The sequence below is a fragment of the Streptomyces sp. NPDC059895 genome, from assembly GCF_042731035.1.
Lineage (GTDB): Bacteria > Actinomycetota > Actinomycetes > Streptomycetales > Streptomycetaceae > Streptomyces.
In genome coordinates, this window is record NZ_JBHWKO010000018.1 from 49045 (window position 1) to 69563 (window position 20519).

Here is a 20519-nt window from a genome sequence, read left to right on the forward strand (position 1 = left end):
TGCGGCTGTTCGTCCCGGTTGGGCAGCGTGCCCAAGTTCATGGACAGCTTCGCCTATCGCTAGGTCGGTTGACAACCCGTACTACGGGTGGTCAGTCTTGTCTTCGTCACCCGTACTACGGGTGGTCTAGCAACCCGCAGGATGGGCCTGCGGGTGCCGAGGATGAAGGAGATCCGAACAGTGGCAAGCCTTCCGATCGACACCGCGAAGTTCACGGGGATCATCTGTGCCGTTCCCCCGGCTCCGCGGGTCGCCAACCGTGAGACCGGTCAGCTTCGTGTGGACCGTGAGACCGGCAAGACCGTGTACCAGGTCGGCCTCTGCCTGATGGCGGGCGCGTCGGCCGACGTCGTGAACGTGAGCGTGGCCGGTGAGCCGGCCGGTGTGCAGCTCGGCATGCCAGTGGCCGTGCGGGACCTGGTCGCCACGCCCTGGGAGAACGAGGGGCGGCACGGGATCGCGTTCCGCGCGGCGGAGATCCGGCCCCTGAACGCTCCCGCCACCCCTGCGGGTAAGGGGGCCAGTCAGTGATGAAGCTGGCCTCCGCCGCTTCGGCCGGTGAGACCTGGCCGAGCTGGGTTCTGGTGGTGGCCGCAGTGCTGGCGTCGGGTCTGCTTCTGGCAGGCCCGGCCCTGCGCCGCCGCTATCCCGTTGCCTGGTGGCTGTTATGCGGCTTCCCGGCCGTGGCCTTCCGAGTCGTGCACACCTGGCGGCCCCTGATGGCCGGCTGCGGGCTCGCCGTGAGCCGTCGGCCGGCGCTGACCGTGGTGTCCGGGCTCGTGGGCAAAGGGGCACCTCCGCCGCAGCCGCGGGTGCCCCGAAGGGGGCTCATACGCCCGACCACCAGCGGCTTCGTACTGCTCGTGCGGCTGCTGCCGGGCCAGGTGCCGGAGCACTTCGTCAAGGCGGCGCCCGCCATGGCGGAGAACTGGCAGGTACACGCGGTACGGGTGACCTCCTGGAAGCCGGGGGTCGTACGGATCGTCGCCTCGGCGGCAGACCCATTGGCCGATCCTCGGGTGCCGAAGCAGCGAGGGCCTGGCCATCTGCTCCGGGTGACCGTGGGTGCCCTGGAGACCGGGGCCGCGTGGGTGGTCGACCTGCGGCGCGTCCCTCACTGGCTGATCGTCGGGGCCACCCGCTCCGGCAAGTCGACCCTGATCAACGCCCTCGTGGCGGGCCTCGCCCCGCAGCCCGTCGCCCTGGTCGGCATCGACTGCAAGGGCGGCATGGAACTGTCCCTCTACGAACCGCGGCTGTCCGCCCTCGCGACGAACCGTGAACAAGCGGTCCGGCTGCTGACCGCACTTGTGGACCTGACCCTCGACCGGATGACCCTCTGCCGGACGGCTCGCGTCCGGAACATCTGGGGCCTGCCAGACAAAGAACGCCCGGTTCCCGTCGTCGTGATCGTCGACGAGATCGCGGAACTGTTCCTCGTCGCGAGCCGGAACGAGAAGGACGAAGCGCATGCGGCCGGTACGGCGCTGATCCGGCTGGCCCAGCTCGGCGCGGCACTCGGTGTGTTCCTCGTAGTCGCCGGCCAGCGCGTCGGCTCCGATCTGGGGCCCGGCGTCACCGCACTGCGGGCTCAGCTGGGCGGCCGAGTCTGCCACCGCGTGGCCGACCCCGGTACGGCCGAAATGGCGCTCGGCGACCTCAACCCCGACGCGCTGAAAGCGGCCCAAGCCATTGCCCCGGAACAGGCCGGTACCGCCGTCCTCGCCTCCGGCGACGGATGGGAACGCGCCCGGTCTCACCTGATCACGGAAGCGGAGGCGGAAGCCGTCGCCGCGGAGTACGCGCACCTGACTCCCGTCCTGTCCGAACTGCACGTCGAACCGTGAAAGGGGCCTGCCGTGCTGGTGTCCATGTCGGCCGTGCTGCTGCTCGGCCTGCTGATCTGGTTCCTCCTGCGCATCCGGTACCTCAGGTGGGCCGACGCGCTGCTCTGCGGAACCTTCGGCTTCCTGCTCGCCCGGACCGTGGCAGCGCCCGTCGTTCAGGCCCTCCTCGACGGCGTGAACGGCTTCCTCGGCCAACTCCGCTTCTGAAACGACCCGTCAACGACCCAACAAAGGGACTCGCTGTGTCCGACTACGTCATCCGCTCCGGTGACCGCGCCGCCTTCCTGGCCGGTCTGCGGGAGCTGGTCGACTTCCTGACCGCCAACCCGGCCGTCGTCGTACCGCGTCACGCGTCCGTCACCGTCCTGGTCGACGCCTCCGACTCCGCCGCTCGCCGCGACGGTGTGGAGTTCGTCGCCGCTCCGCTCGGCGTGCCGGCGGAGGACATCGGCCGGGGCTACTTCGACGCACGCCGCGACTTCGGCCCGATCTCGTACAGCGTCATCGGGATTCCGCCCGAGGAACGGCAGTGATCGCCCGTACGACGGGCTCCCGACGGGGCGCGAAGTCGCCAAACCCGACCCCGTCAGGAACCCACTCCATCCGCCACGTGAGCAGTGAAAGGAGCACTCACACTTTGTCCACCGCGCCTCATTCGCGCAAATCCCCGCCGCTCGACTGCGACCTCAGGCAGCGCGACGCGCAGGTCTCGACCTGCGCCGGACGGGAACAGATCGTCCTCGTCGAACTCGACGGAACCGAGCAGTGGCTGTGTCCCGCGCACGCGGCCGCCGTCTGGCTCACGGACCCGACGCTCCGCTTCAGCGCCAAGACTCGGCCGGAGGGGATCTCGGCCGTGATGGGGCAGGCGTTCGGCGGCGGGGTTGGTCGCCGATGACCACCGCCCTTCCGGGGAGCGTTGCCGCTCTCGTCGCCAGAGCGTCGGAGCCGGAGTTCGCGGCCTGGCGCCGGAACATCGTCCGCCTCGGCGGCTGCACCAACCCGATTCATCTGGTCGGCGCGGCAACCGTCTACGACACGACGACCGGCGCGGCCCTGCTCTCCTACGGCTCGGACGTCTACGGCGGCCGCCTGCTCACCGCGTGCGGCAACCGGCGCGCGACCGTCTGCCCGGCCTGCTCGGCTCTGTACCGGGCGGACACGTACCAACTCGTCCGGGCCGGTCTTGTCGGGGGCAAGAACGTCCCGGAGGCGGTGAGTGGTCACCCGCGGGTGTTCGCCACGCTCACAGCCCCCGGGTTCGGTCCCGTCCACACCCGCCGCGAGAGTGACGGACGCGTACCGCCCTGTCGGCCTCGTCGGATAGGCGACCACTGCCCGCACGGGATTCCGGCCGGATGCCGGGAGCGGCACCCGGCGGATGACCCTCGTCTCGGCGAACCGCTCTGCCCGCGCTGCTACGACTACGCGGGGGCCGTCCTCTGGCACGCGTTCGCCGGTCGGCTCTGGCATCGGTTCGGGCTGGAGCTGCGGCGGGAGGTCGCACGGCGGGCCGGGCTGACCCGTACCGAGTTCGGGGAAGTCGCCCGACTGTCGTACGCGAAAGTCGCCGAGTATCAGCGGCGGGGCCTGGTCCACTTCCATGCCGTGATCCGCCTCGACGGCCCGGACGGACCCGACTCGCATCCGCCCTACTGGGCGAACGTCCCGCTCCTGGTCGACTCCGTCCGGGCGGTGGTCGGACGCGTCCGGCTGAATGCCCCCGGTGCGGGTGTCATCGGTCCGCGGGCGCTGCGCTTCGGTGCCCAGGTCGACGTACGCCCGGTCACCTCGTACCGGCGGGGCGCGGGGCAGCTGCCTGCTTCACCGGCCACCGTGGCGGGCTACATCGCCAAGTACGCCACCAAAGGAGCGGAGTCCGCCGGCGCGGTGGACGGCCGTATCCATCAGGCGCGAGACATGGTCATGCTGCCGGTGCGGGCACACGTGCTCCGCATGATCGCCACGTGCTGGTGGCTCGGAGGCTTACCGGAGTTTGCTCCGTTCGGCCTGCGCCGCTGGGCGCACATGCTCGGGTACGGCGGCCACTTCTCCACCAAGTCCCGCCGCTACTCGACCACGCTGACCGCCCTCCGGCAGGCCCGAATCGACCACCGGGCGGAGCAGCAACGGGCCTCCCTCGGTCTGGACGGCCTCCCGACGGTCACGGTCGGCCGGTGGCGCTACGCGGGCCGTGGCTACTCACCGGAAGCCGCGCTCCTGGCCGCCTCGGTGCGGGAGGGCGGTGCTTCCCATGGCGCGTGACCCACGTGCGAAGGCGGCCGAGTTGCTCACCGTGCGCCAGGTGCTCGACGAACTGGGCGGTATCTCCCGGCGCACCTTCTACCGCTGGCGGGAACTGCGCCTCGCGCCGGCCTGCATCCGCCTGCCGAACGGTGAGCTTCGGGTCCGGCGGGACGTGCTCAACGACTGGTTGGAGGAGCGGGCGGAGGGGGCGGCGTCGTGAAGTCCTACAAGGCTTCCGTGTGGAAGCTCTCGGTCAACAAGACCACCAAGAAACCGACCTATCTCGTGCGCTGGGTGGTCGACGGACAGCCCTTCAGCGAGTCACACAAGACCAAGGCACTGGCCGACCGCTTCCGGGCCAAGCTCGTGCGGGCGCTCGACAAGGGCGAGCCGTTCGACACGGTGACCGGACTGCCCGATTCCCTGCGCGGAGGCAAGGCGGCGCTGTCCTTCCTCGACCTGGCTACCAAGTACGTCGATGCCCGCTGGGCAGAGGCGTCGGCCAAGCAGCGGGACAGCATGACGGATGCCTTGGCGACGGTCGTTCCCGTCCTGGTCAAGCCGGGACGGGGGCGGCCCGCTCCCGAGGTGTTGCGTCGGGCACTGCGCTCGTACGTCCTGCCCGTGCCGCGTAGGGAGCGGGAACGACCGGAGGAGATTACCTCTGCCGTGAAGTGGATCGAGAAGGCATCGCTTCCGGTGGGCGAGCTGCAAGAGATCACCCGTGTGCATGAGCTGATCGACGGGCTGAGCCGGCGGCTGGACGGCAAGCCCGCGGCCACCCAGACGTACCGGCGTCGGCGGGCGGTCGTCTTCAACGCGTTGGAATTCGCGGTGGAGCTGGAGCACCTCACCTCCAACCCGCTGAGCCGCGTCCGGCGCAAGCGAGGCAAGCGCGCGGTGCAGGAAGTCGACCGCCGGGTGGTGGTCAACCCGCGGCAGGCTCGGGATCTGCTCACCGCACTCACCTACGTGGGTGGCTACGAGCGGGCGAGCGGTCGGCGGCTGCGGGCCTTCTTCGGATGCCTCTATTACGCGGCCATGCGGCCGGGCGAGGCACTCGGCCTACGCCGCTCCGACTGCATGCTTCCGGCAAAGGGCTGGGGCCGCATCGAGTTGGCGGAGACCCGTCCGACAGCCGGTAAGGCGTGGACCGACTCCGGTGAGGCGCACGACCGGCGAGGGCTGAAGCAGCGGGCCCAAGGAGAGGTACGCATCGTGCCGATTCCGCCCCCGCTCGTGCGGCTGCTCCTCGATCACCTGGGCGAGTTCGGCACGGCAGAGGACGGCCGACTGTTCTCCAGCGAGCGGGGCAACGTGATCGCTGCCTCGTCGTACTCCCGAGCATGGAAGCAGGCTCGGGAACTGGCGCTCGTCCCCGATCAGGTGTCCTCGGTCCTCGCCTTCCGGCCGTACGACCTCCGGCACGCGGGCGTCTCCCAGTGGCTCAACTCGGGAGTGCCCGCCCCTGAGGTCGCCGCTCGCGCCGGCCACTCGGTGGACGTCCTCCTGAAGATCTACGCCAAGTGCATCGACGGCCAGGAGCAGGAGATGAACGACCGGATCATGCAAGGGCTCGGGGTGGACGGCACCGAGAGCTGAAGACAGTCACGATCAACGGACGGAAGCCCCGGAGTGATCCGGGGCTTCCGTCCGTCCACGCATAGTCCACAGAGCTACGCTGAGGGCCTGTGGAACCCCCGCTGACCTGCTGCGGAGCCCTCCAAGATCAACACGCTATTACAACGTGATCACTGGCAAACGGCTGCTTCCGGCGGCACCCGCCTGCATATACGCGAAGACCCCGTCCTCAGCGTTCTAGCTGATGGCGGGGTCTTTAGGCACCTTCTTCAAGGTGCCCCCGGCAGGATTCGAACCTGCGCACACGGCTCCGGAGGCCGTTGCTCTATCCCCTGAGCTACGGGGGCGTGCCCCCCAGTTGCGGGGGCTGTCGGGCGTTGAGCTGCTCGCTCGCGGCGACGGGTAGAACACTACCAGCTCTGTCGGGGTGGTCTGGAACGGGTTTCCGCAGGGTCCGTGGGGCCTGGGTCCCCCGCACGGGGTGGAAGTGGGGAAAACCCGGACGCGGTGGCCGGTCTCGACCTACTCTCAAGGTGTGTCAGGCGCGTCCGGCCGGGTGCTTGTTGTGGACGACAACAAGGTCATCCGGCAGCTGATCAGGGTCAATCTCGAGCTGGAGGGCCTCGAGGTCGTGACCGCGTCCGATGGTGCCGAGTGTCTGGATGTCGTTCACCAGGTTCGGCCCGATCTTGTGACCCTCGATGTCGTCATGCCCCGGTTGGACGGGCTCCGGACGGCGGCACAGTTGCGTGCCGATCCGCTCACCCGTGATCTTCCTCTCGCGATCATCAGCGCGTGCACCCGCTACGAGGTCGAGGCCGGCCTCGACGCGGGCGTCGACGCCTTCCTTCCCAAGCCCTTCGAGCCCGCCGAACTCGTGGCCCTCGTACGCAGCCTGCTGGAAGGGAAGCGCGGGGAAGGCGGCGGGGGAGTGGAGGGTGTAGGGGCGAGGACGGGAACAGGGACAGGTACGGGGAGCGTGACGGGTAACCTCTCCGGCGCCGAGTAGAGCGGGCCCTCGGGCCACCGTCCACATCCCGGACCCTCCTCAAACCGGCTCGCATACCCACCCCCCTCCTCCCCTACGCTTGTCCCGTGACCCCCGTCGAGCTGTCCCGTACCGTGCTGCGCGCGGTGCGTCGTGCTGTCGATGCCGGGGAGCTGGGGGTGGCCGTGCCGTCGCGGGCCGTGGTCGGGCCGCCCGGGCCCGGGGGAACCGGGGACTACGCCACCAACATCGCCCTGCAGCTCGCGCGTCCCGCCGGGCAGCCGCCGTTGCGGGTCGCGGAGGTGCTGCGGGCCCATCTGGCGGGCGAGGCCGGCGTCACCGGAGTGGAGATCACCGGGCCGGGGTTCCTGAACATCGAGGTCGATCACACGGCCGCCGCCGTCGCGCTCGTCCGGCGGATACGGGAAGAGGGGGACCGCTACGGGCACGGCGACACCCTCGCCGGGCGCGTCTTCGAGCTGCGTGTGCCCTTCGATGTGCGCGCCGAGGTCCTCGCCGACGCGCTCGCGCGGATCGTCGGCTCGCAGGGCGGGCGCGTCGAGGTCGGGCATCGCGAGCCCGTCAACCTGCGGCCCGTCCCCGCCCCGGAGGACCCCGCCCCGCTCGGACCCGACGCCGTTCAGTGGGCCCTGCTCCACCCCGCCCCGCACGACCGGCCCCGGGTCAGCGCCGACCATCTGGTCCAGCGGGAGGGCAATCCGCTCTTCCGCGTCCGGTACGCCCACGCCCGCACCCGCGCCCTCGGCCGCAACGCCGTCGATCTCGGGTTCACCGCCGAACCCGGTGACCCCGGTGACCCCGGTGACCCCGGTGACTCCGGCGAGCACGGTGCTCCTTCCGGGCCGGGGGCCGCCGTCCGTGAACTGGTCGCCCTGCTCGCCGACCATCCCCGCATCCTCGCCACCGTCGCCGCCGTTCCGCACCCGGACGGTATCGCCACGCCCTCCCGCCTCACCCGGCACCTGGTCGCCCTCGCGGACGCCACCCTCGTCCTGCTGCCCACCGTCCTGCCCCGCGGTGAGGAGAAACCCTCGGCCGCCCACCGCGCCCGGCTCGCGCTCGCCGAAGCCGCCGGGACGGTGCTGGCCGGCGGCCTGACCCTGCTCGGCATCGACGCACCCGATCACCTCTGAAAGAGCACGTTCACGATGAGCCGTTCCGCACACCCCGCCGGGCCCCGTCACGCCGACGTCCTCCCCGAAGGGCACTACGCGGCCCCGCCCGCCGACCTCAACACCCTCGACCCCAAGGTGTGGGCGCAGACCGTCACCCGCACCGCCGACGGCGTCGTCACCGTCGGCGGGGTCGACGTCAAGACGCTCGCCGAGCAGCACGGCACGCCGGCGTACATCCTCGACGAGGCCGATTTCAGGGCGCGGGCACGGGCGTGGCGCGTCGCCTTCGGGGGCGACGCCGACGTCTTCTACGCCGGGAAGGCCTTCCTGTCCCGCGCCGTCGTGCGGTGGCTGCACGAGGAGGGGCTCAACCTCGACGTCTGCTCCGGCGGCGAGCTGGCCACCGCGCTCTCCGCGGGCATGCCCGCCGACCGCATCGCCTTCCACGGCAACAACAAGTCGGTGGAGGAGATCCGCCGCGCCGTGGAGGCCGGTGTCGGGCGGATCGTGCTCGACTCCTTCCAGGAGATCGTGCGGGTGGCGCACATCGCGCAGTCGCTGGGCAGGCGGCAGCGCGTGCAGATCCGGATCACCGTCGGGGTGGAGGCCCACACCCACGAGTTCATCGCCACCGCCCACGAGGACCAGAAGTTCGGGATCCCGCTGGCCGGAGGGCAGGCCGCCGAGGCCGTACGGCGCGCTCTCCAGCTCGACGGGCTGGAGCTGATCGGCATCCACAGCCACATCGGGTCGCAGATCTTCGACATGTCCGGCTTCGAGGTCGCCGCCCACCGGGTCGTCGGCCTGCTGAAGGACGTCCGCGACGAGCACGGGGTGGAACTGCCGGAGATCGACCTCGGCGGCGGGCTCGGGATCGCGTACACCAGTGACGACGACCCCCGCGAGCCGCACGAGATCGCCAAGGCGCTCACCGAGATCGTGACGCGCGAGTGCGAGGCCGCCCGCCTGCGCACGCCGCGGATCTCCGTCGAGCCGGGACGCGCCATCGTCGGCCCGACCGCCTTCACGCTGTACGAGGTCGGCACCATCAAGCCCCTCGACGGGCTGCGCACCTACGTCTCCGTCGACGGCGGCATGTCCGACAACATCCGTACCGCGCTCTACGACGCCGAGTACAGCGTCGCCCTGGTCTCCCGGACCTCGGACGCCGAGCCGATGCTGGTCCGCGTGGTCGGCAAGCACTGCGAGAGCGGGGACATCGTCGTGAAGGACGCCTTCCTGCCGGGGGACCTGGCACCGGGTGACCTGATCGCGGTGCCCGCCACGGGGGCGTACTGCCGGTCCATGGCGAGCAACTACAACCACGTCCTGCGTCCGCCGGTCGTCGCCGTGCACGACGGCGAGGCGCGGGTCATCGTCCGGCGCGAGACCGAGGAGGACCTGCTGCGGCTCGACGTCGGATGAGGCGGGGGACGCGGGGGAGCGGGAGAATTCCCGTGGACGCCGGGGCGGAAGATCTCCTGTCTGCCGCCCCTGTGGAAATGAAATAGATGTCTCACGATCCGGACCGAGGACAGAAACTGCGGTCCGGTGAGTGAGACTGGAGCAACCGTAGACGGTATGAGGAAACGAGGTCGGATGATGCGTACGCGTCCGCTGAAGGTGGCGCTGCTGGGCTGTGGAGTGGTCGGCTCAGAGGTGGCGCGCATCATGACGACGCACGCCGACGACCTCGCCGCGAGGATCGGCGCCCCCGTCGAACTGGCGGGCGTCGCGGTGCGGCGGCCCTCCAGGGTGCGCGAGGGCATCGACCCGTCCCTGGTCACCACCGACGCCACCGCGCTCGTCAAGCGCGGCGACATCGACGTCGTCGTCGAGGTCATCGGGGGCATCGAGCCCGCCCGTACCCTCATCACCACCGCGTTCGAGTACGGCGCCTCCGTCGTCTCCGCGAACAAGGCGCTGCTCGCCCAGGACGGCGCCGCCCTGCACGCGGCCGCGGACGAGCACGGCGAGGACCTGTACTACGAGGCCGCCGTCGCCGGCGCCATCCCGCTGATCCGGCCGCTGCGCGAGTCCCTCGCCGGCGACAAGATCAACCGGGTGATGGGCATCGTCAACGGCACGACCAACTTCATCCTCGACAAGATGGACTCCACGGGCGCCGGGTACCAGGAGGCCCTCGACGAGGCCACCGCCCTCGGGTACGCGGAGGCCGATCCGACCGCCGACGTCGAGGGCTTCGACGCCGCCGCCAAGGCCGCCATCCTCGCCGGGATCGCCTTCCACACGCGGGTGCGCCTCGACGACGTCTACCGCGAGGGCATGGCCGAGGTCACCGCGGCCGACTTCGTCTCCGCCCGGGAGATGGGCTGCACCATCAAGCTGCTCGCCATCTGCGAGCGGGCGGCCGACGGGGGGTCCGTCACCGCGCGGGTGCACCCCGCCATGATTCCGCTGACCCACCCGCTCGCCTCCGTGCGCGGCGCGTACAACGCCGTGTTCGTGGAGTCGGACGCGGCGGGACAGCTGATGTTCTACGGTCCCGGCGCGGGCGGTGCGCCCACCGCCTCCGCCGTGCTCGGCGACCTCGTCGCCGTGTGCCGCAACCGGCTCAGCGGGGCGACGGGGCCCGGCGAGTCGGCGTACGCCGCCCTGCCCGTCTCGCCGATGGGCGATGTGGTCACCCGCTACCACATCAGCCTCGACGTGGCGGACAAACCGGGCGTTCTCGCCCAGGTGGCCACCGTGTTCGCAGAGCACGGCGTGTCCATCGATACGGTGCGCCAGCAAGGACGACAGGACGGGGGCGACGACGCCTCCCTCGTCGTCGTCACCCACCGCGCGTCCGACGCCTCCCTGACCGGGACCGTCGAGGCGCTGCGCAAGCTCGACACCGTGCGGGGTGTCGCCAGCATCATGCGGGTTGAAGGAGAGTAACCAGCAATGACCCACCAGTGGCGCGGAATCATCGAGGAGTACCGGGACCGGCTGCCGGTCTCCGACAGCACGCCCGTCGTGACGCTCCGCGAGGGCGGCACGCCCCTCGTGCCCGCGCAGGTGCTCTCCGAGCGCACCGGCTGCGAGGTCCACCTCAAGGTCGAGGGCGCGAACCCGACGGGGTCCTTCAAGGACCGCGGTATGACCATGGCCATCACCCGGGCCAAGGAAGAGGGCGCGAAGGCGGTCATCTGCGCCTCCACCGGCAACACGTCCGCCTCCGCCGCCGCGTACGCGGTGCGCGCCGGGATGGTCTCGGCCGTCCTGGTCCCGCAGGGCAAGATCGCCCTGGGCAAGATGGGGCAGGCCCTCGTGCACGGCGCGAAGATCCTCCAGGTCGACGGCAACTTCGACGACTGCCTCACGCTGGCCCGCGAGCTGAGCGACAACTACCCCGTGGCGCTGGTCAATTCGGTCAACCCGGTGCGGATCGAGGGCCAGAAGACGGCCGCGTTCGAGATCGTGGACATGCTCGGCGACGCGCCCGACATCCACGTCCTGCCGGTCGGCAACGCGGGCAACATCACCGCGTACTGGAAGGGGTACCGGGAGTACGCCGCCGACGGCTTGGCCGCGAAGACCCCCCGTATGTGGGGCTTCCAGGCGTCCGGCAGCGCCCCGATCGTGCGCGGCGAGGTGGTCAAGGACCCGTCGACCATCGCCACCGCGATCCGGATCGGCAATCCCGCCTCCTGGCAGTACGCGCTGGCGGCGCGGGACGACTCCGGCGGCCTCATCGACGAGGTGACGGACCGTGAGATCCTGCGCGCCTACCGGCTGTTGGCCGCGCAGGAGGGCGTCTTCGTCGAGCCCGCGTCCGCCGCGTCCGTGGCCGGTCTGCTCAAGGCCGCCGAGCAGGGCAAGGTGGACCCGGGGCAGAAGATCGTGTGCACCGTCACCGGCAACGGCCTGAAGGACCCCGACTGGGCCGTCGCCGGCGCTCCGCAGCCGGTCACCGTCCCCGTCGACGCGGTGACGGCGGCCGCGCGCCTCGGTCTCGCCTGAGCAACTGGGTCCTGGCGAGCCGGGTCCTGGCGAGCCGGGTCTCACGGCCCGGGTCCTGGCGAGCCGGGTCCTGGCGAGCCGGGTCTGACGGCCCGGGTCCTGGCGAGCCGGGTCTGACGAGTCTCGCCCGACGGGCCGGGTCCGACGAGCCGTGCACCCCCGTCGGGCACCTCCCTCGGGGTCACCCCCATCGGGGTCACCCCCATCGGGGTCACCCCCATCGGGGTCACCCCCATCGGGGTCACCCCCATCGGGGTGTCCCCGTCAGGGGTGCACGGGGGGCTTGCGACACGCATCGTGCGCCTCCTGTGCGCCCTATGTCGCCACAGAACCTTCCTTCGATAGGCTGTACCTGACCCGCCCCCGCATATGCCCGTGCATAGCGCGTGGCCGGCAACGGGGCCGCGCCGCCGCAGCGGCCCGTGGGTCCTCGTACGTCATCGAATGTCATTCGACCATCACGCAGCTCAAGGAGAGTCAACGAGCGATGGCCGGTCCAGCGTTCCGCGCCGCCGCCGTCCGGGTGCGCGTCCCCGCCACCAGCGCCAACCTCGGTCCGGGCTTCGACGCCCTGGGCCTCGCGCTGGGGCTCTACGACGACGTCGTCGTCCGGGTGGCCGACTCCGGGCTGCACATCGACATCGCGGGTGAGGGCAGCGAGACGCTGCCGCGCGACGAGAAGCACCTTCTCGTCCGCTCCCTGCGCACCGCCTTCGACGTCCTGGGCGGCCAGCCGCGCGGCCTGGAGATCGTCTGCGCCAACCGCATCCCGCACGGCCGCGGCCTCGGCTCCTCCTCCGCCGCCATCTGCGCCGGCATCGTCGCCGCCCGCGCCGTGACCATAGGCGGCGAGTCCAAGCTCGACGACACCGCCCTGCTCGAGCTCGCCACCGAGATCGAGGGCCACCCCGACAACGTCGCGGCCTGTCTGCTCGGCGGCTTCACCCTCTCCTGGATGGAGGCGGGCGCCGCGCGGGCCATCAGGATGGAGCCCTCCGATTCCATCGTTCCGGTGGTTTTCGTGCCCGGAAAGCCGGTTCTGACCGAGACCGCCCGCGGTCTGCTCCCGCGCACCGTGCCGCACGTCGACGCCGCCACCAACGCGGGCCGCGCCGCCCTGCTCGTCGAGGCCCTCACCCGGCGCCCCGAGCTGCTGCTGCCCGCCACCGAGGACCGCCTCCACCAGGAGTACCGCGCGCCCGCCATGCCGGAGAGCGCGGCACTGGTGGAGCGGCTGCGCGCCGACGGGATCCCCGCGGTGATCTCCGGCGCCGGCCCCACCGTGATGGCGCTGGCCGACGCGGGCACGGCCGACAAGGTCGAAGCCCTGGCCGGCGAGGACTGGGCCGCCAACCGGCTGAGCCTGGACCTGCGGGGAGCGAGCGTGCTGCCGCTTGCGCCCTGACACACGGTTGCCGGATTTCGAGAGGGGGAATGTTTGTTGGATCCGGTAGTGTTAACCTCAAGTCTGCACCCGACCCCACCATGGCGAGGTGCTTCGTGTCCCCGTCCGGGACAGACATTCTTCCGGGAGCTCCCCAAGCCGCACTGCGTTCCGTACGTCGTACCTGGGCAGTACGCCGTACGGCGACGCTGAGCGGTCTGCCGGGCACGCTCCGGAATCGGTGCGACCGCGCCACGTGACACCGGGTGTCACGGCTCGTCGAGGAAGCGCCATCACCAGAAATCTCTTCCGCCGCTTTGGCGGACCACCGCCCCGGCTTCGCCACAGCAAGGACCGAAGTCGGACAGCACAACCGGTCGCCGAGCCAGACAGGCCGACGTCCGCTCCAGGGAAGGACCCTTCGTGAGCGACACCACCGATCTGATGGGCGCACGTGTCGAGGAGACCGCTGCCGCGCCCGCCACGGACGCCTCCGCGCCTGCCACCGGTGCCGGCTCCCGGCGGCGCCGCGGTACCGGCCTCGAGGGCATGGTGCTGGCCGAGCTGCAGCAGGTCGCATCCGGCCTCGGCATCAGGGGCACCGCGCGGATGCGCAAGAGCCAGCTGATCGAGGTCATCAAGGAGGCGCAGGCTTCCGGTGGCGCCCCGGCCGCGAAGGCCGAAGCCCCCGCCGAGACCAAGCCGAAGCGCCGCGCCACCTCCAAGGCGCGCACGGGCGAGGACGCCGCCGCGAAGAAGGCGGACGCCGCCCCGGCCGAGGCCCCCGCCGAGAAGGCCGTGGCCCAGCAGCAGATCGAGATCCCCGGCCAGCCGGCCGGAGGGAACGACGCCCCCACCGAGCGCCGCCGTCGCCGCGCCACCGCCGAGGCGGGCAGCCCCGAGACCGTCACGGCCGAGGCGAAGAGCGCCCCCAAGGCCGAGGCCCCGGCCCAGACCGAGCAGGCCGCCCAGCCGCAGGCCGACGGCAGGACCGACGCCGACGGCGGCGAGGGCCGCCGCCGCGACCGCCGTGAGCGCGGCCGCGACCGCGACCGCCGCGGCAAGGGCGACGACCAGCAGGGCCAGGGCGGTCAGCGCCAGCAGCAGACCCAGCAGCAGAGCGGCGGCCGCCAGGACCGGAACGCCGGTCCGCAGGACGACGACGACTTCGAGGGCGGCCGCCGTGGCCGTCGCGGCCGCTACCGCGACCGCCGTGGCCGCCGTGGCCGCGACGAGATCGGCGCCGCCGAGCCGCAGATCACCGAGGACGACGTCCTGATCCCCGTCGCGGGCATCCTGGACATCCTCGACAACTACGCCTTCATCCGTACGTCGGGCTACCTGCCGGGCCCCAACGACGTGTACGTCTCCCTCGCCCAGGTCCGCAAGAACGGCCTGCGCAAGGGCGACCACATCACCGGCGCGGTCCGTCAGCCGAAGGAAGGCGAGCGGCGCGAGAAGTTCAACGCGCTGGTGCGCCTGGACTCCGTCAACGGCATGGCGCCCGAACACGGCCGCGGCCGACCGGAGTTCAACAAGCTCACCCCGCTCTACCCGCAGGACCGCCTCCGCCTGGAGACGGACCCCGGCGTCCTCACCACCCGGATCATCGACCTCGTCTCGCCCATCGGCAAGGGCCAGCGCGGTCTGATCGTGGCCCCGCCGAAGACCGGCAAGACCATGATCATGCAGGCGATCGCCAACGCGATCACCCACAACAACCCCGAGTGCCACCTGATGGTCGTCCTCGTCGACGAGCGTCCGGAAGAGGTCACCGACATGCAGCGGTCGGTCAAGGGCGAGGTCATCTCCTCGACCTTCGACCGCCCCGCCGAGGACCACACCACGGTCGCCGAGCTCGCCATCGAGCGCGCCAAGCGTCTGGTGGAACTGGGCCACGACGTCGTCGTGCTGCTCGACTCGATCACCCGCCTGGGCCGTGCCTACAACCTGGCCGCGCCCGCCTCCGGCCGCATCCTGTCCGGTGGTGTCGACTCGACCGCGCTGTACCCGCCGAAGCGGTTCTTCGGCGCCGCGCGCAACATCGAGGACGGCGGCTCGCTCACCATCCTGGCGACGGCGCTCGTCGACACCGGCTCCCGCATGGACGAGGTGATCTTCGAGGAGTTCAAGGGCACCGGCAACATGGAGCTCAAGCTCGACCGGAAGCTCGCCGACAAGCGCATCTTCCCGGCGGTGGACGTCGACGCGTCCGGCACCCGCAAGGAGGAGATCCTGCTCGGCGCCGAGGAGCTCGGCATCGTATGGAAGCTGCGCCGGGTGCTGCACGCGCTCGACCAGCAGCAGGCGATCGAGCTGCTGCTCGACAAGATGAAGCAGACGAAGTCGAACGTCGAGTTCCTGATGCAGATCCAGAAGACGACGCCCACGCCGGGCAACGGCGACTAGTCGCTCCGCCAGGCGAGCCCAAGACGTCCGGTTGCCGGGTGACCGCGGGCCGGCCGTGACCGGTCGCGCCCACGCGGCGGAGCCGCACAGGCGATGCGGTCCCGCGCCCCTTCGGGCGCGAAAGGGCCGTCCCCCTCGGGGGGCGGCCCTTTCGCCGTTCAGCGGCACGGTACGATCACGCCCTTCGGTCATGTATTCGACCGTGGATTCCCTGAGCACCTGATCCCGAGGGGGGACTTGAGTGGGTACACCCACGCCCGGGGGCGGCCGGCACAGACGCCGGATACGGATCGCCCTGCCCGTCGCCGCGGCCACAGTCGCCGCCGCCGTCGCCGGCGCGCTGTTCCTGTCGTCCGCCCAGGCGGCCGAGGCGCCGCCGGTGCCCGCGTACGGCACGCCGCTGTCGTCCGAGGCGCTCCAGGAGCGCGCCGCCGTCGCCGTCGCCGGTGACGACACTCCCGGAGAGACCTCCAAGGCGTCCCTGAGCGCGAGCAGCAGCGCGAGCAGCACCGCGAGCAGCGTCGATGCGAAGATCATCGGCGGCACCACCACGACCCTCACCACCGCGCCGTGGATGGCCCAGCTCTGGTACGGCGACGACCGGGGCACCACCAGCACCAGCGACGACATCGGCTTCTTCTGCGGCGGCGCGGTCGTCGCCCCGACGAAGATCCTCACCGCCGCGCACTGCGTCAAGGGCTACGACTGGCACGCCAACGGCTTCGTCGTCACCGGCACCGCGCAGCTGATCTCCGCCGACGGCGACCTGCACGGCGGCACCGCCATGGGCGTCTGGCGCCAGTGGAACCACCCGTCGTACAGCGCGACGACCATCGACAACGACGTCGCCGTCCTGACGCTGCCCGCCCCGGTCAAGGCCACGCCGATCCGGATGACGACGAACCTGGACTCCACGTCCTACACGGCCGGCACCAAGGCCACGGTCTACGGCTGGGGCCGCACCAGCTCCGCCACGCAGGACATCTCCGAGACGCTGAAGGCCGCCGAGCTGCCGATCCAGTCCAACGCCGCCTGCACGGCCTACTACGGCGCCGACTACGTCAAGGGCCACATGGTGTGCGCGGGCGAGCCCGCCACCGGCAGCGACACCGGCACGAACTCCGCCTGCAACGGCGACTCCGGCGGCCCCCTGGTGGTGAACGGCCGGATCGTCGGCGTCGTCTCCTGGGGTGTGAAGGACTGCGTCGAGAGCGGCGCCTACAGCGTCTTCGCCAAGATGTCCACGTACGTCATCCCCGTCTATCCGCGCGTCGACGACACCAACCTCAGCGGCGACCACCTGGCCGACCTGTGGGTGCGCAACTCCTCCACGAAGACCGGGTACGAGATCGACTCCAAGGGCACCTCGCTGGCCGCCCGTGAGTCCTGGGGCACCTGGAGCGGCTACAACATCGTCCTCCAGACCGACCTCGACCGGGACGGCTACCAGGACCTGCTGCTGCGCCGCGCCTCCGACGGCGACGTCTTCTGGAAGCACTACGTGCCCTCCAGCGGCACCTGGGCCACCAAGCTGATCGGCGACAACTGGAAGACCCGCCGGACGATCGTCACCCCCGGTGACGTCACCGGGGACTACCTGCCGGACATGCTCGCCGTCGACGCCTCCGGCATCCTGTGGATCTACCCCGGCAAGGGCAACGGCGCCTTCTCCGCGCCCGTGAAGGTCGGCGGCGGCTGGAGCCAGTACGACGTCGTACGCGGCCACGGCGACTTCACCAACGACGGCAAGACCGACCTGATCGCCCGCAACTCCAGCACCGGCGCGGTGTACCTGTACCCGGGCACCGGCACGGCCGGCACGACCGCGTTCGGCGCGCGGGTCAAGGTGACGACCTGGAGCAAGACGACGTACAACGCCTTCGACGCCGTCGGTGACGTCAGCGGCGACGGCATCGCCGACTTCCTGGCCCGCACCCCCGCCGGCACGCTCTACCTGTACAAGGGCACCGGCAAGGCGAGCACCGCGGCCTTCGCCGCGCGGATCTCGCTCGGTACGTCGTTCAAGCAGTACGACCTCTTCGCCTGACGTCGCCCGACGTCGCCCGACGTCGTCCGACGTCGTCCACGTCGCCGGTGAGCGGGGTGCGCCCCGTCCCGCCGTCCGACCACACCCCGCGCCCGGCCCTCGAGGCCGGGCGCGGGCCGTTGCGCGCCCGCTCCCGACTTTCGCCCCCCGGTGGGGTGGGGTGACGATGGTGAACATGCCCGCCGAGAGCACGCCGGAGCCCGGCACACCGGGCGGGACCGGCGCAACCGACCGGTCCGGCGGTGGTCCGCGCCGGGGCGCGAAGGGCCGCCGCAGGGCGCTGACGGCCGCGGCATGGACGGCGGCGGGCATCGTCGCCCTCGGCGGCACCGGGACGGGCTACCTCTACGTCCGGCTCAACGGCAACATCGCGAGCATCGACATCGACCGCATGCTGGGCACCGACCGGCCCGCCAAGGCCGGCAACGGCTCCGAGAACATCCTCGTCCTCGGCTCGGACAGCCGCTCCGGCGCCAACGGGAAGCTCGGCGGCGGCACCGACGACGGCAGCGCCCGCTCCGACACGGCGATGATCGTCCACGTGTACGAGGGCCGCACGGAGGCCGGTGTGGTCTCCGTGCCGCGCGACACCCTCGTCGACCGGCCGGCGTGCACCGACGCCGAGGGCGTCACCCACCCCGCCGCGCCGGACGTGATGTTCAACTCGGCGTACACCACCGGCGGCGCGGCCTGCGCGGTGAAGACCGTCGAGTCGCTCACCGGTCTGCGCATGGACCACTACCTGGAGGTCGACTTCTCCGGCTTCCGCACGCTCGTCGACGAGCTCGGCGGGGTCGAGGTCACCACCACCGAGGACATCCGGGACCCCGACAGCCACCTGGACCTGAAGGCCGGCACGCACCGGCTGGACGGCGAGCGGGCCCTCGCCCTGGTCCGCACCCGGCACGGCGTCGGCGACGGCTCCGACCTCGGCCGCATCCAGCTCCAGCAGGCCTTCCTCAAGGCCCTGGTCGAGCAGGTCGACAAGATCGGCCTGTTCACCGGCGGCACCCGGCTCTACGACCTCGCCGACACCGCCACCAAGGCCCTCACCACCGACTCCGGCCTGGGCTCCCTCAACGCCCTGATGTCCTTCGCGAACGGCCTCCGGGGCATCGGCGCGTCCCGTATGACGATGGTCACCCTGCCCGTCCGGTACGACCCGGCCGACCCCAACCGGGTCGTCGTCCAGGAGCGGCAGGCCCGGCAGGTCTGGACGGCGCTCAGGGACGACCGGCCCGTTCCGAGGACGGCCACCCGGGGCACGGCCACCGGCGAGGCGCAGGACGTGGTCGGCGCCCCGTGAGGGGCCCGGGGACACGCGGGAATAGATGACGGCAGCCCCCGGTTTTGGGGGATGGCGCCAGTCCTGGCAGACTGGTACGTCGGCTCCGGTTCACGCTGTCGCATCCCGCGGCGGCGACCCGGCGCCCTCCCGAAACCTAGGAGACACCTTGAAGCGCGACATCCACCCCGCGTACGTCGAGACGCAGGTCAGCTGCACCTGCGGCGCGTCGTTCACCACCCGTAGCACCATCGAGTCCGGCGCCATCCGGGCCGACGTCTGCTCCGAGTGCCACCCGTTCTACACGGGCAAGCAGAAGATCCTCGACACCGGTGGCCGTGTGGCCCGCTTCGAGGCCCGCTTCGGCAAGGCCGCCGGCTCCAAGAAGTAGCGAGCCCCTGGGGCCCTCGGGCCCTGTCGCCGGTCCACGGCCGCGCCCCGCCCGGGGAGCGCCGGGACCGGCGTTTTTGGTCGCCCGCCTTCCCTTTTCGTACGCAGCACAGGAGCCAGAGATGTTCGAGGCCGTCGAGGAACTCGTCGGTGAGCACGCCGACCTGGAGACGAAGCTCGCCGACCCGTCGGTCCACGCCGACCAGGCCAACGCGCGCAGGCTGAACAAGCGCTACGCCGAGCTCACCCCGATCGTCGCCACGTACCGCTCCTGGAAGCAGACCGGCGACGACATCGACACCGCGCGCGAGTTCGCCGCCGACGACCCGGACTTCGCCGCCGAGGTCAAGGAGCTGGACAAGCAGCGCGAGGAGCTGACGGAGAAGCTGCGCCTGCTGCTGGTGCCGAGGGACCCGAGCGACGACAAGGACGTCATCCTGGAGATCAAGGCCGGCGCCGGCGGTGACGAGTCCGCGCTCTTCGCGGGCGACCTGCTGCGCATGTACCTGCGCTACGCCGAGCGCGTCGGCTGGAAGACCGAGATCATCGACGCCACCGAGTCCGAGCTGGGCGGCTACAAGGACGTCCAGGTCGCCGTGAAGACCAAGGGCGGCCAGGGCGCCACCGAGCCCGGCCAGGGCGTCTGGGCCCGGCTGAAGTACGAGGGCGGGGTGCACCGGGTGCAGCGCGTCCCGGCGACCGAGTCCCAGGGCCGGATCCACACCTCCGCGGCCGGTGTGCTCGTCACGCCCGAGGCGGAGGAGGTCGACGTCGAGATCAACCCCAACGACCTGCGCATCGACGTCTACCGCTCCTCCGGGCCCGGCGGGCAGTCCGTCAACACCACCGACTCCGCCGTGCGCATCACGCACCTGCCCACCGGAGTCGTCGCCTCCTGCCAGAACGAGAAGAGCCAGTTGCAGAACAAGGAGCAGGCACTGCGTATCCTGCGCTCCAGGCTGTTGGCAGCGGCGCAGGAGGAAGCGGAGCGGGAGGCCGCCGACGCCCGTCGCAGCCAGGTCCGCACCGTCGACCGCTCCGAGAAGATCCGCACCTACAACTTCCCGGAGAACCGCATCTCCGACCACCGGGTCGGCTTCAAGGCCTACAACCTGGACCAGGTCCTGGACGGCGACCTCGACGCGGTGATCCAGGCCTGCGTCGACGCGGACTCGGCGGCGAAGCTCGCCGCCGCGTAAGGCGCACGTACGCACGACGAGTACGACACGGAGGACTTGC

The 20519-nt window shown here is 71.2% G+C and carries 19 protein-coding genes and 1 tRNA gene; 19 read left to right on the forward strand and 1 reads right to left on the reverse strand.

All coding sequences use genetic code 11. The features are described 5' to 3' along the window. Positions 1-180: 180 nt before the first annotated feature. The 8 genes from ACFV9M_RS21585 (at position 181) to ACFV9M_RS21620 (ending at position 5696) form a co-directional block, all read left to right on the forward strand. Entirely contained in the window at positions 181-531 is a 351-nt protein-coding gene (locus ACFV9M_RS21585; RefSeq protein WP_385061699.1) for a hypothetical protein, read from the forward strand. Then, complete coding sequence (locus ACFV9M_RS21590; protein WP_385061697.1) at positions 531-1847, forward strand: FtsK/SpoIIIE domain-containing protein; 1317 nt, start codon at positions 531-533, stop codon at positions 1845-1847. Before ACFV9M_RS21585 ends, ACFV9M_RS21590 begins: the two co-directional genes overlap by 1 nt. Before the next feature lie 12 nt (positions 1848-1859). Beyond that, positions 1860-2054 carry a hypothetical protein gene (locus ACFV9M_RS21595; RefSeq protein ID WP_004983392.1) on the forward strand — a complete coding sequence of 65 codons (195 nt, stop codon included), beginning with the start codon at positions 1860-1862 and terminating at the stop codon, positions 2052-2054. 35 nt (positions 2055-2089) lie between these two features. Next, entirely contained in the window at positions 2090-2380 is a 291-nt protein-coding gene (locus ACFV9M_RS21600) for a hypothetical protein (RefSeq protein WP_385061695.1), read from the forward strand. 104 nt (positions 2381-2484) lie between these two features. Then, the gene (locus ACFV9M_RS21605; protein WP_385061693.1) at positions 2485-2745 is read left to right on the forward strand and encodes a hypothetical protein; all 261 of its coding nucleotides are present in this window, start codon (positions 2485-2487) and stop codon (positions 2743-2745) included. Continuing rightward, complete coding sequence (locus ACFV9M_RS21610; RefSeq protein WP_385061691.1) at positions 2742-4112, forward strand: replication initiator; 1371 nt, start codon at positions 2742-2744, stop codon at positions 4110-4112. The genes ACFV9M_RS21605 and ACFV9M_RS21610 overlap by 4 nt, the downstream gene beginning before the upstream one ends. Continuing rightward, the gene (locus tag ACFV9M_RS21615; RefSeq protein ID WP_385061689.1) at positions 4102-4314 is read left to right on the forward strand and encodes a helix-turn-helix transcriptional regulator; all 213 of its coding nucleotides are present in this window, start codon (positions 4102-4104) and stop codon (positions 4312-4314) included. The genes ACFV9M_RS21610 and ACFV9M_RS21615 overlap by 11 nt, the downstream gene beginning before the upstream one ends. After that, positions 4311-5696: a tyrosine-type recombinase/integrase gene (locus ACFV9M_RS21620; RefSeq protein ID WP_385061688.1), complete on the forward strand. Its 1386-nt coding sequence runs from the start codon at positions 4311-4313 to the stop codon at positions 5694-5696. The genes ACFV9M_RS21615 and ACFV9M_RS21620 overlap by 4 nt, the downstream gene beginning before the upstream one ends. Positions 5697-5950: 254 nt before the next feature. On the opposite strand, the gene ACFV9M_RS21625 is transcribed toward ACFV9M_RS21620, so the two are convergent. After that, positions 5951-6022, reverse strand: a tRNA-Arg gene (locus ACFV9M_RS21625). A gap of 134 nt (positions 6023-6156) precedes the next feature. Between ACFV9M_RS21625 and ACFV9M_RS21630 the strand changes: the two genes are divergently transcribed. The 11 genes from ACFV9M_RS21630 to prfA all read left to right on the forward strand — a co-directional run bounded on the left by ACFV9M_RS21630 (position 6157) and on the right by prfA (position 20479). After that, positions 6157-6684, forward strand: a complete 528-nt coding sequence (locus tag ACFV9M_RS21630; RefSeq protein ID WP_385061686.1) for a response regulator — start codon at positions 6157-6159, stop codon at positions 6682-6684. 86 nt (positions 6685-6770) lie between these two features. Continuing rightward, positions 6771-7817 carry an ArgS-related anticodon-binding protein NrtL gene (gene nrtL, locus ACFV9M_RS21635; RefSeq protein ID WP_385061685.1) on the forward strand — a complete coding sequence of 349 codons (1047 nt, stop codon included), beginning with the start codon at positions 6771-6773 and terminating at the stop codon, positions 7815-7817. A 15-nt stretch (positions 7818-7832) separates the two neighbouring features. Beyond that, complete coding sequence (gene lysA / locus ACFV9M_RS21640) at positions 7833-9224, forward strand: diaminopimelate decarboxylase (protein WP_385061684.1); 1392 nt, start codon at positions 7833-7835, stop codon at positions 9222-9224. 177 nt (positions 9225-9401) lie between these two features. Further along, positions 9402-10700 carry a homoserine dehydrogenase gene (locus tag ACFV9M_RS21645; RefSeq protein WP_385061933.1) on the forward strand — a complete coding sequence of 433 codons (1299 nt, stop codon included), beginning with the start codon at positions 9402-9404 and terminating at the stop codon, positions 10698-10700. 6 nt (positions 10701-10706) lie between these two features. Then, positions 10707-11765, forward strand: coding sequence for a threonine synthase (gene thrC, locus ACFV9M_RS21650; RefSeq protein ID WP_385061682.1), 1059 nt, complete (start codon positions 10707-10709; stop codon positions 11763-11765). A 487-nt stretch (positions 11766-12252) separates the two neighbouring features. Next, the gene (gene thrB, locus ACFV9M_RS21655) at positions 12253-13170 is read left to right on the forward strand and encodes a homoserine kinase (RefSeq protein WP_385061681.1); all 918 of its coding nucleotides are present in this window, start codon (positions 12253-12255) and stop codon (positions 13168-13170) included. 402 nt (positions 13171-13572) lie between these two features. Continuing rightward, entirely contained in the window at positions 13573-15558 is a 1986-nt protein-coding gene (rho, locus tag ACFV9M_RS21660; protein WP_385061679.1) for a transcription termination factor Rho, read from the forward strand. A gap of 241 nt (positions 15559-15799) precedes the next feature. Continuing rightward, positions 15800-17605 (forward strand): trypsin-like serine protease, encoded by a 1806-nt coding sequence (locus ACFV9M_RS21665; protein ID WP_385061677.1) that lies wholly within the window; start codon positions 15800-15802, stop codon positions 17603-17605. 175 nt (positions 17606-17780) lie between these two features. Beyond that, positions 17781-18911 carry an LCP family protein gene (locus ACFV9M_RS21670; RefSeq protein WP_385061675.1) on the forward strand — a complete coding sequence of 377 codons (1131 nt, stop codon included), beginning with the start codon at positions 17781-17783 and terminating at the stop codon, positions 18909-18911. 148 nt (positions 18912-19059) lie between these two features. Then, positions 19060-19281 carry a 50S ribosomal protein L31 gene (gene rpmE, locus ACFV9M_RS21675; protein ID WP_010040182.1) on the forward strand — a complete coding sequence of 74 codons (222 nt, stop codon included), beginning with the start codon at positions 19060-19062 and terminating at the stop codon, positions 19279-19281. Between the two features lie 121 nt (positions 19282-19402). Continuing rightward, positions 19403-20479, forward strand: a complete 1077-nt coding sequence (gene prfA, locus ACFV9M_RS21680) for a peptide chain release factor 1 (RefSeq protein ID WP_385061673.1) — start codon at positions 19403-19405, stop codon at positions 20477-20479. Positions 20480-20519 lie beyond the last annotated feature (40 nt).

Bases quoted from the DNA above. Each gene is read 5' to 3' on its own strand.
- ACFV9M_RS21590 (WP_385061697.1), top strand. From the start codon at position 531: ATGAAGCTGGCCTCCGCCGCTTCGGCCGGTGAGACCTGGCCGAGCTGG.
- ACFV9M_RS21610 (WP_385061691.1), top strand. From the start codon at position 2,742: ATGACCACCGCCCTTCCGGGGAGCGTTGCCGCTCTCGTCGCCAGAGCG.
- ACFV9M_RS21615 (WP_385061689.1), top strand. From the start codon at position 4,102: ATGGCGCGTGACCCACGTGCGAAGGCGGCCGAGTTGCTCACCGTGCGC.
- lysA (WP_385061684.1), top strand. From the start codon at position 7,833: ATGAGCCGTTCCGCACACCCCGCCGGGCCCCGTCACGCCGACGTCCTC.
- ACFV9M_RS21645 (WP_385061933.1), top strand. From the start codon at position 9,402: ATGCGTACGCGTCCGCTGAAGGTGGCGCTGCTGGGCTGTGGAGTGGTC.
- thrC (WP_385061682.1), top strand. From the start codon at position 10,707: ATGACCCACCAGTGGCGCGGAATCATCGAGGAGTACCGGGACCGGCTG.
- thrB (WP_385061681.1), top strand. From the start codon at position 12,253: ATGGCCGGTCCAGCGTTCCGCGCCGCCGCCGTCCGGGTGCGCGTCCCC.
- ACFV9M_RS21670 (WP_385061675.1), top strand. From the start codon at position 17,781: ATGCCCGCCGAGAGCACGCCGGAGCCCGGCACACCGGGCGGGACCGGC.
- prfA (WP_385061673.1), top strand. From the start codon at position 19,403: ATGTTCGAGGCCGTCGAGGAACTCGTCGGTGAGCACGCCGACCTGGAG.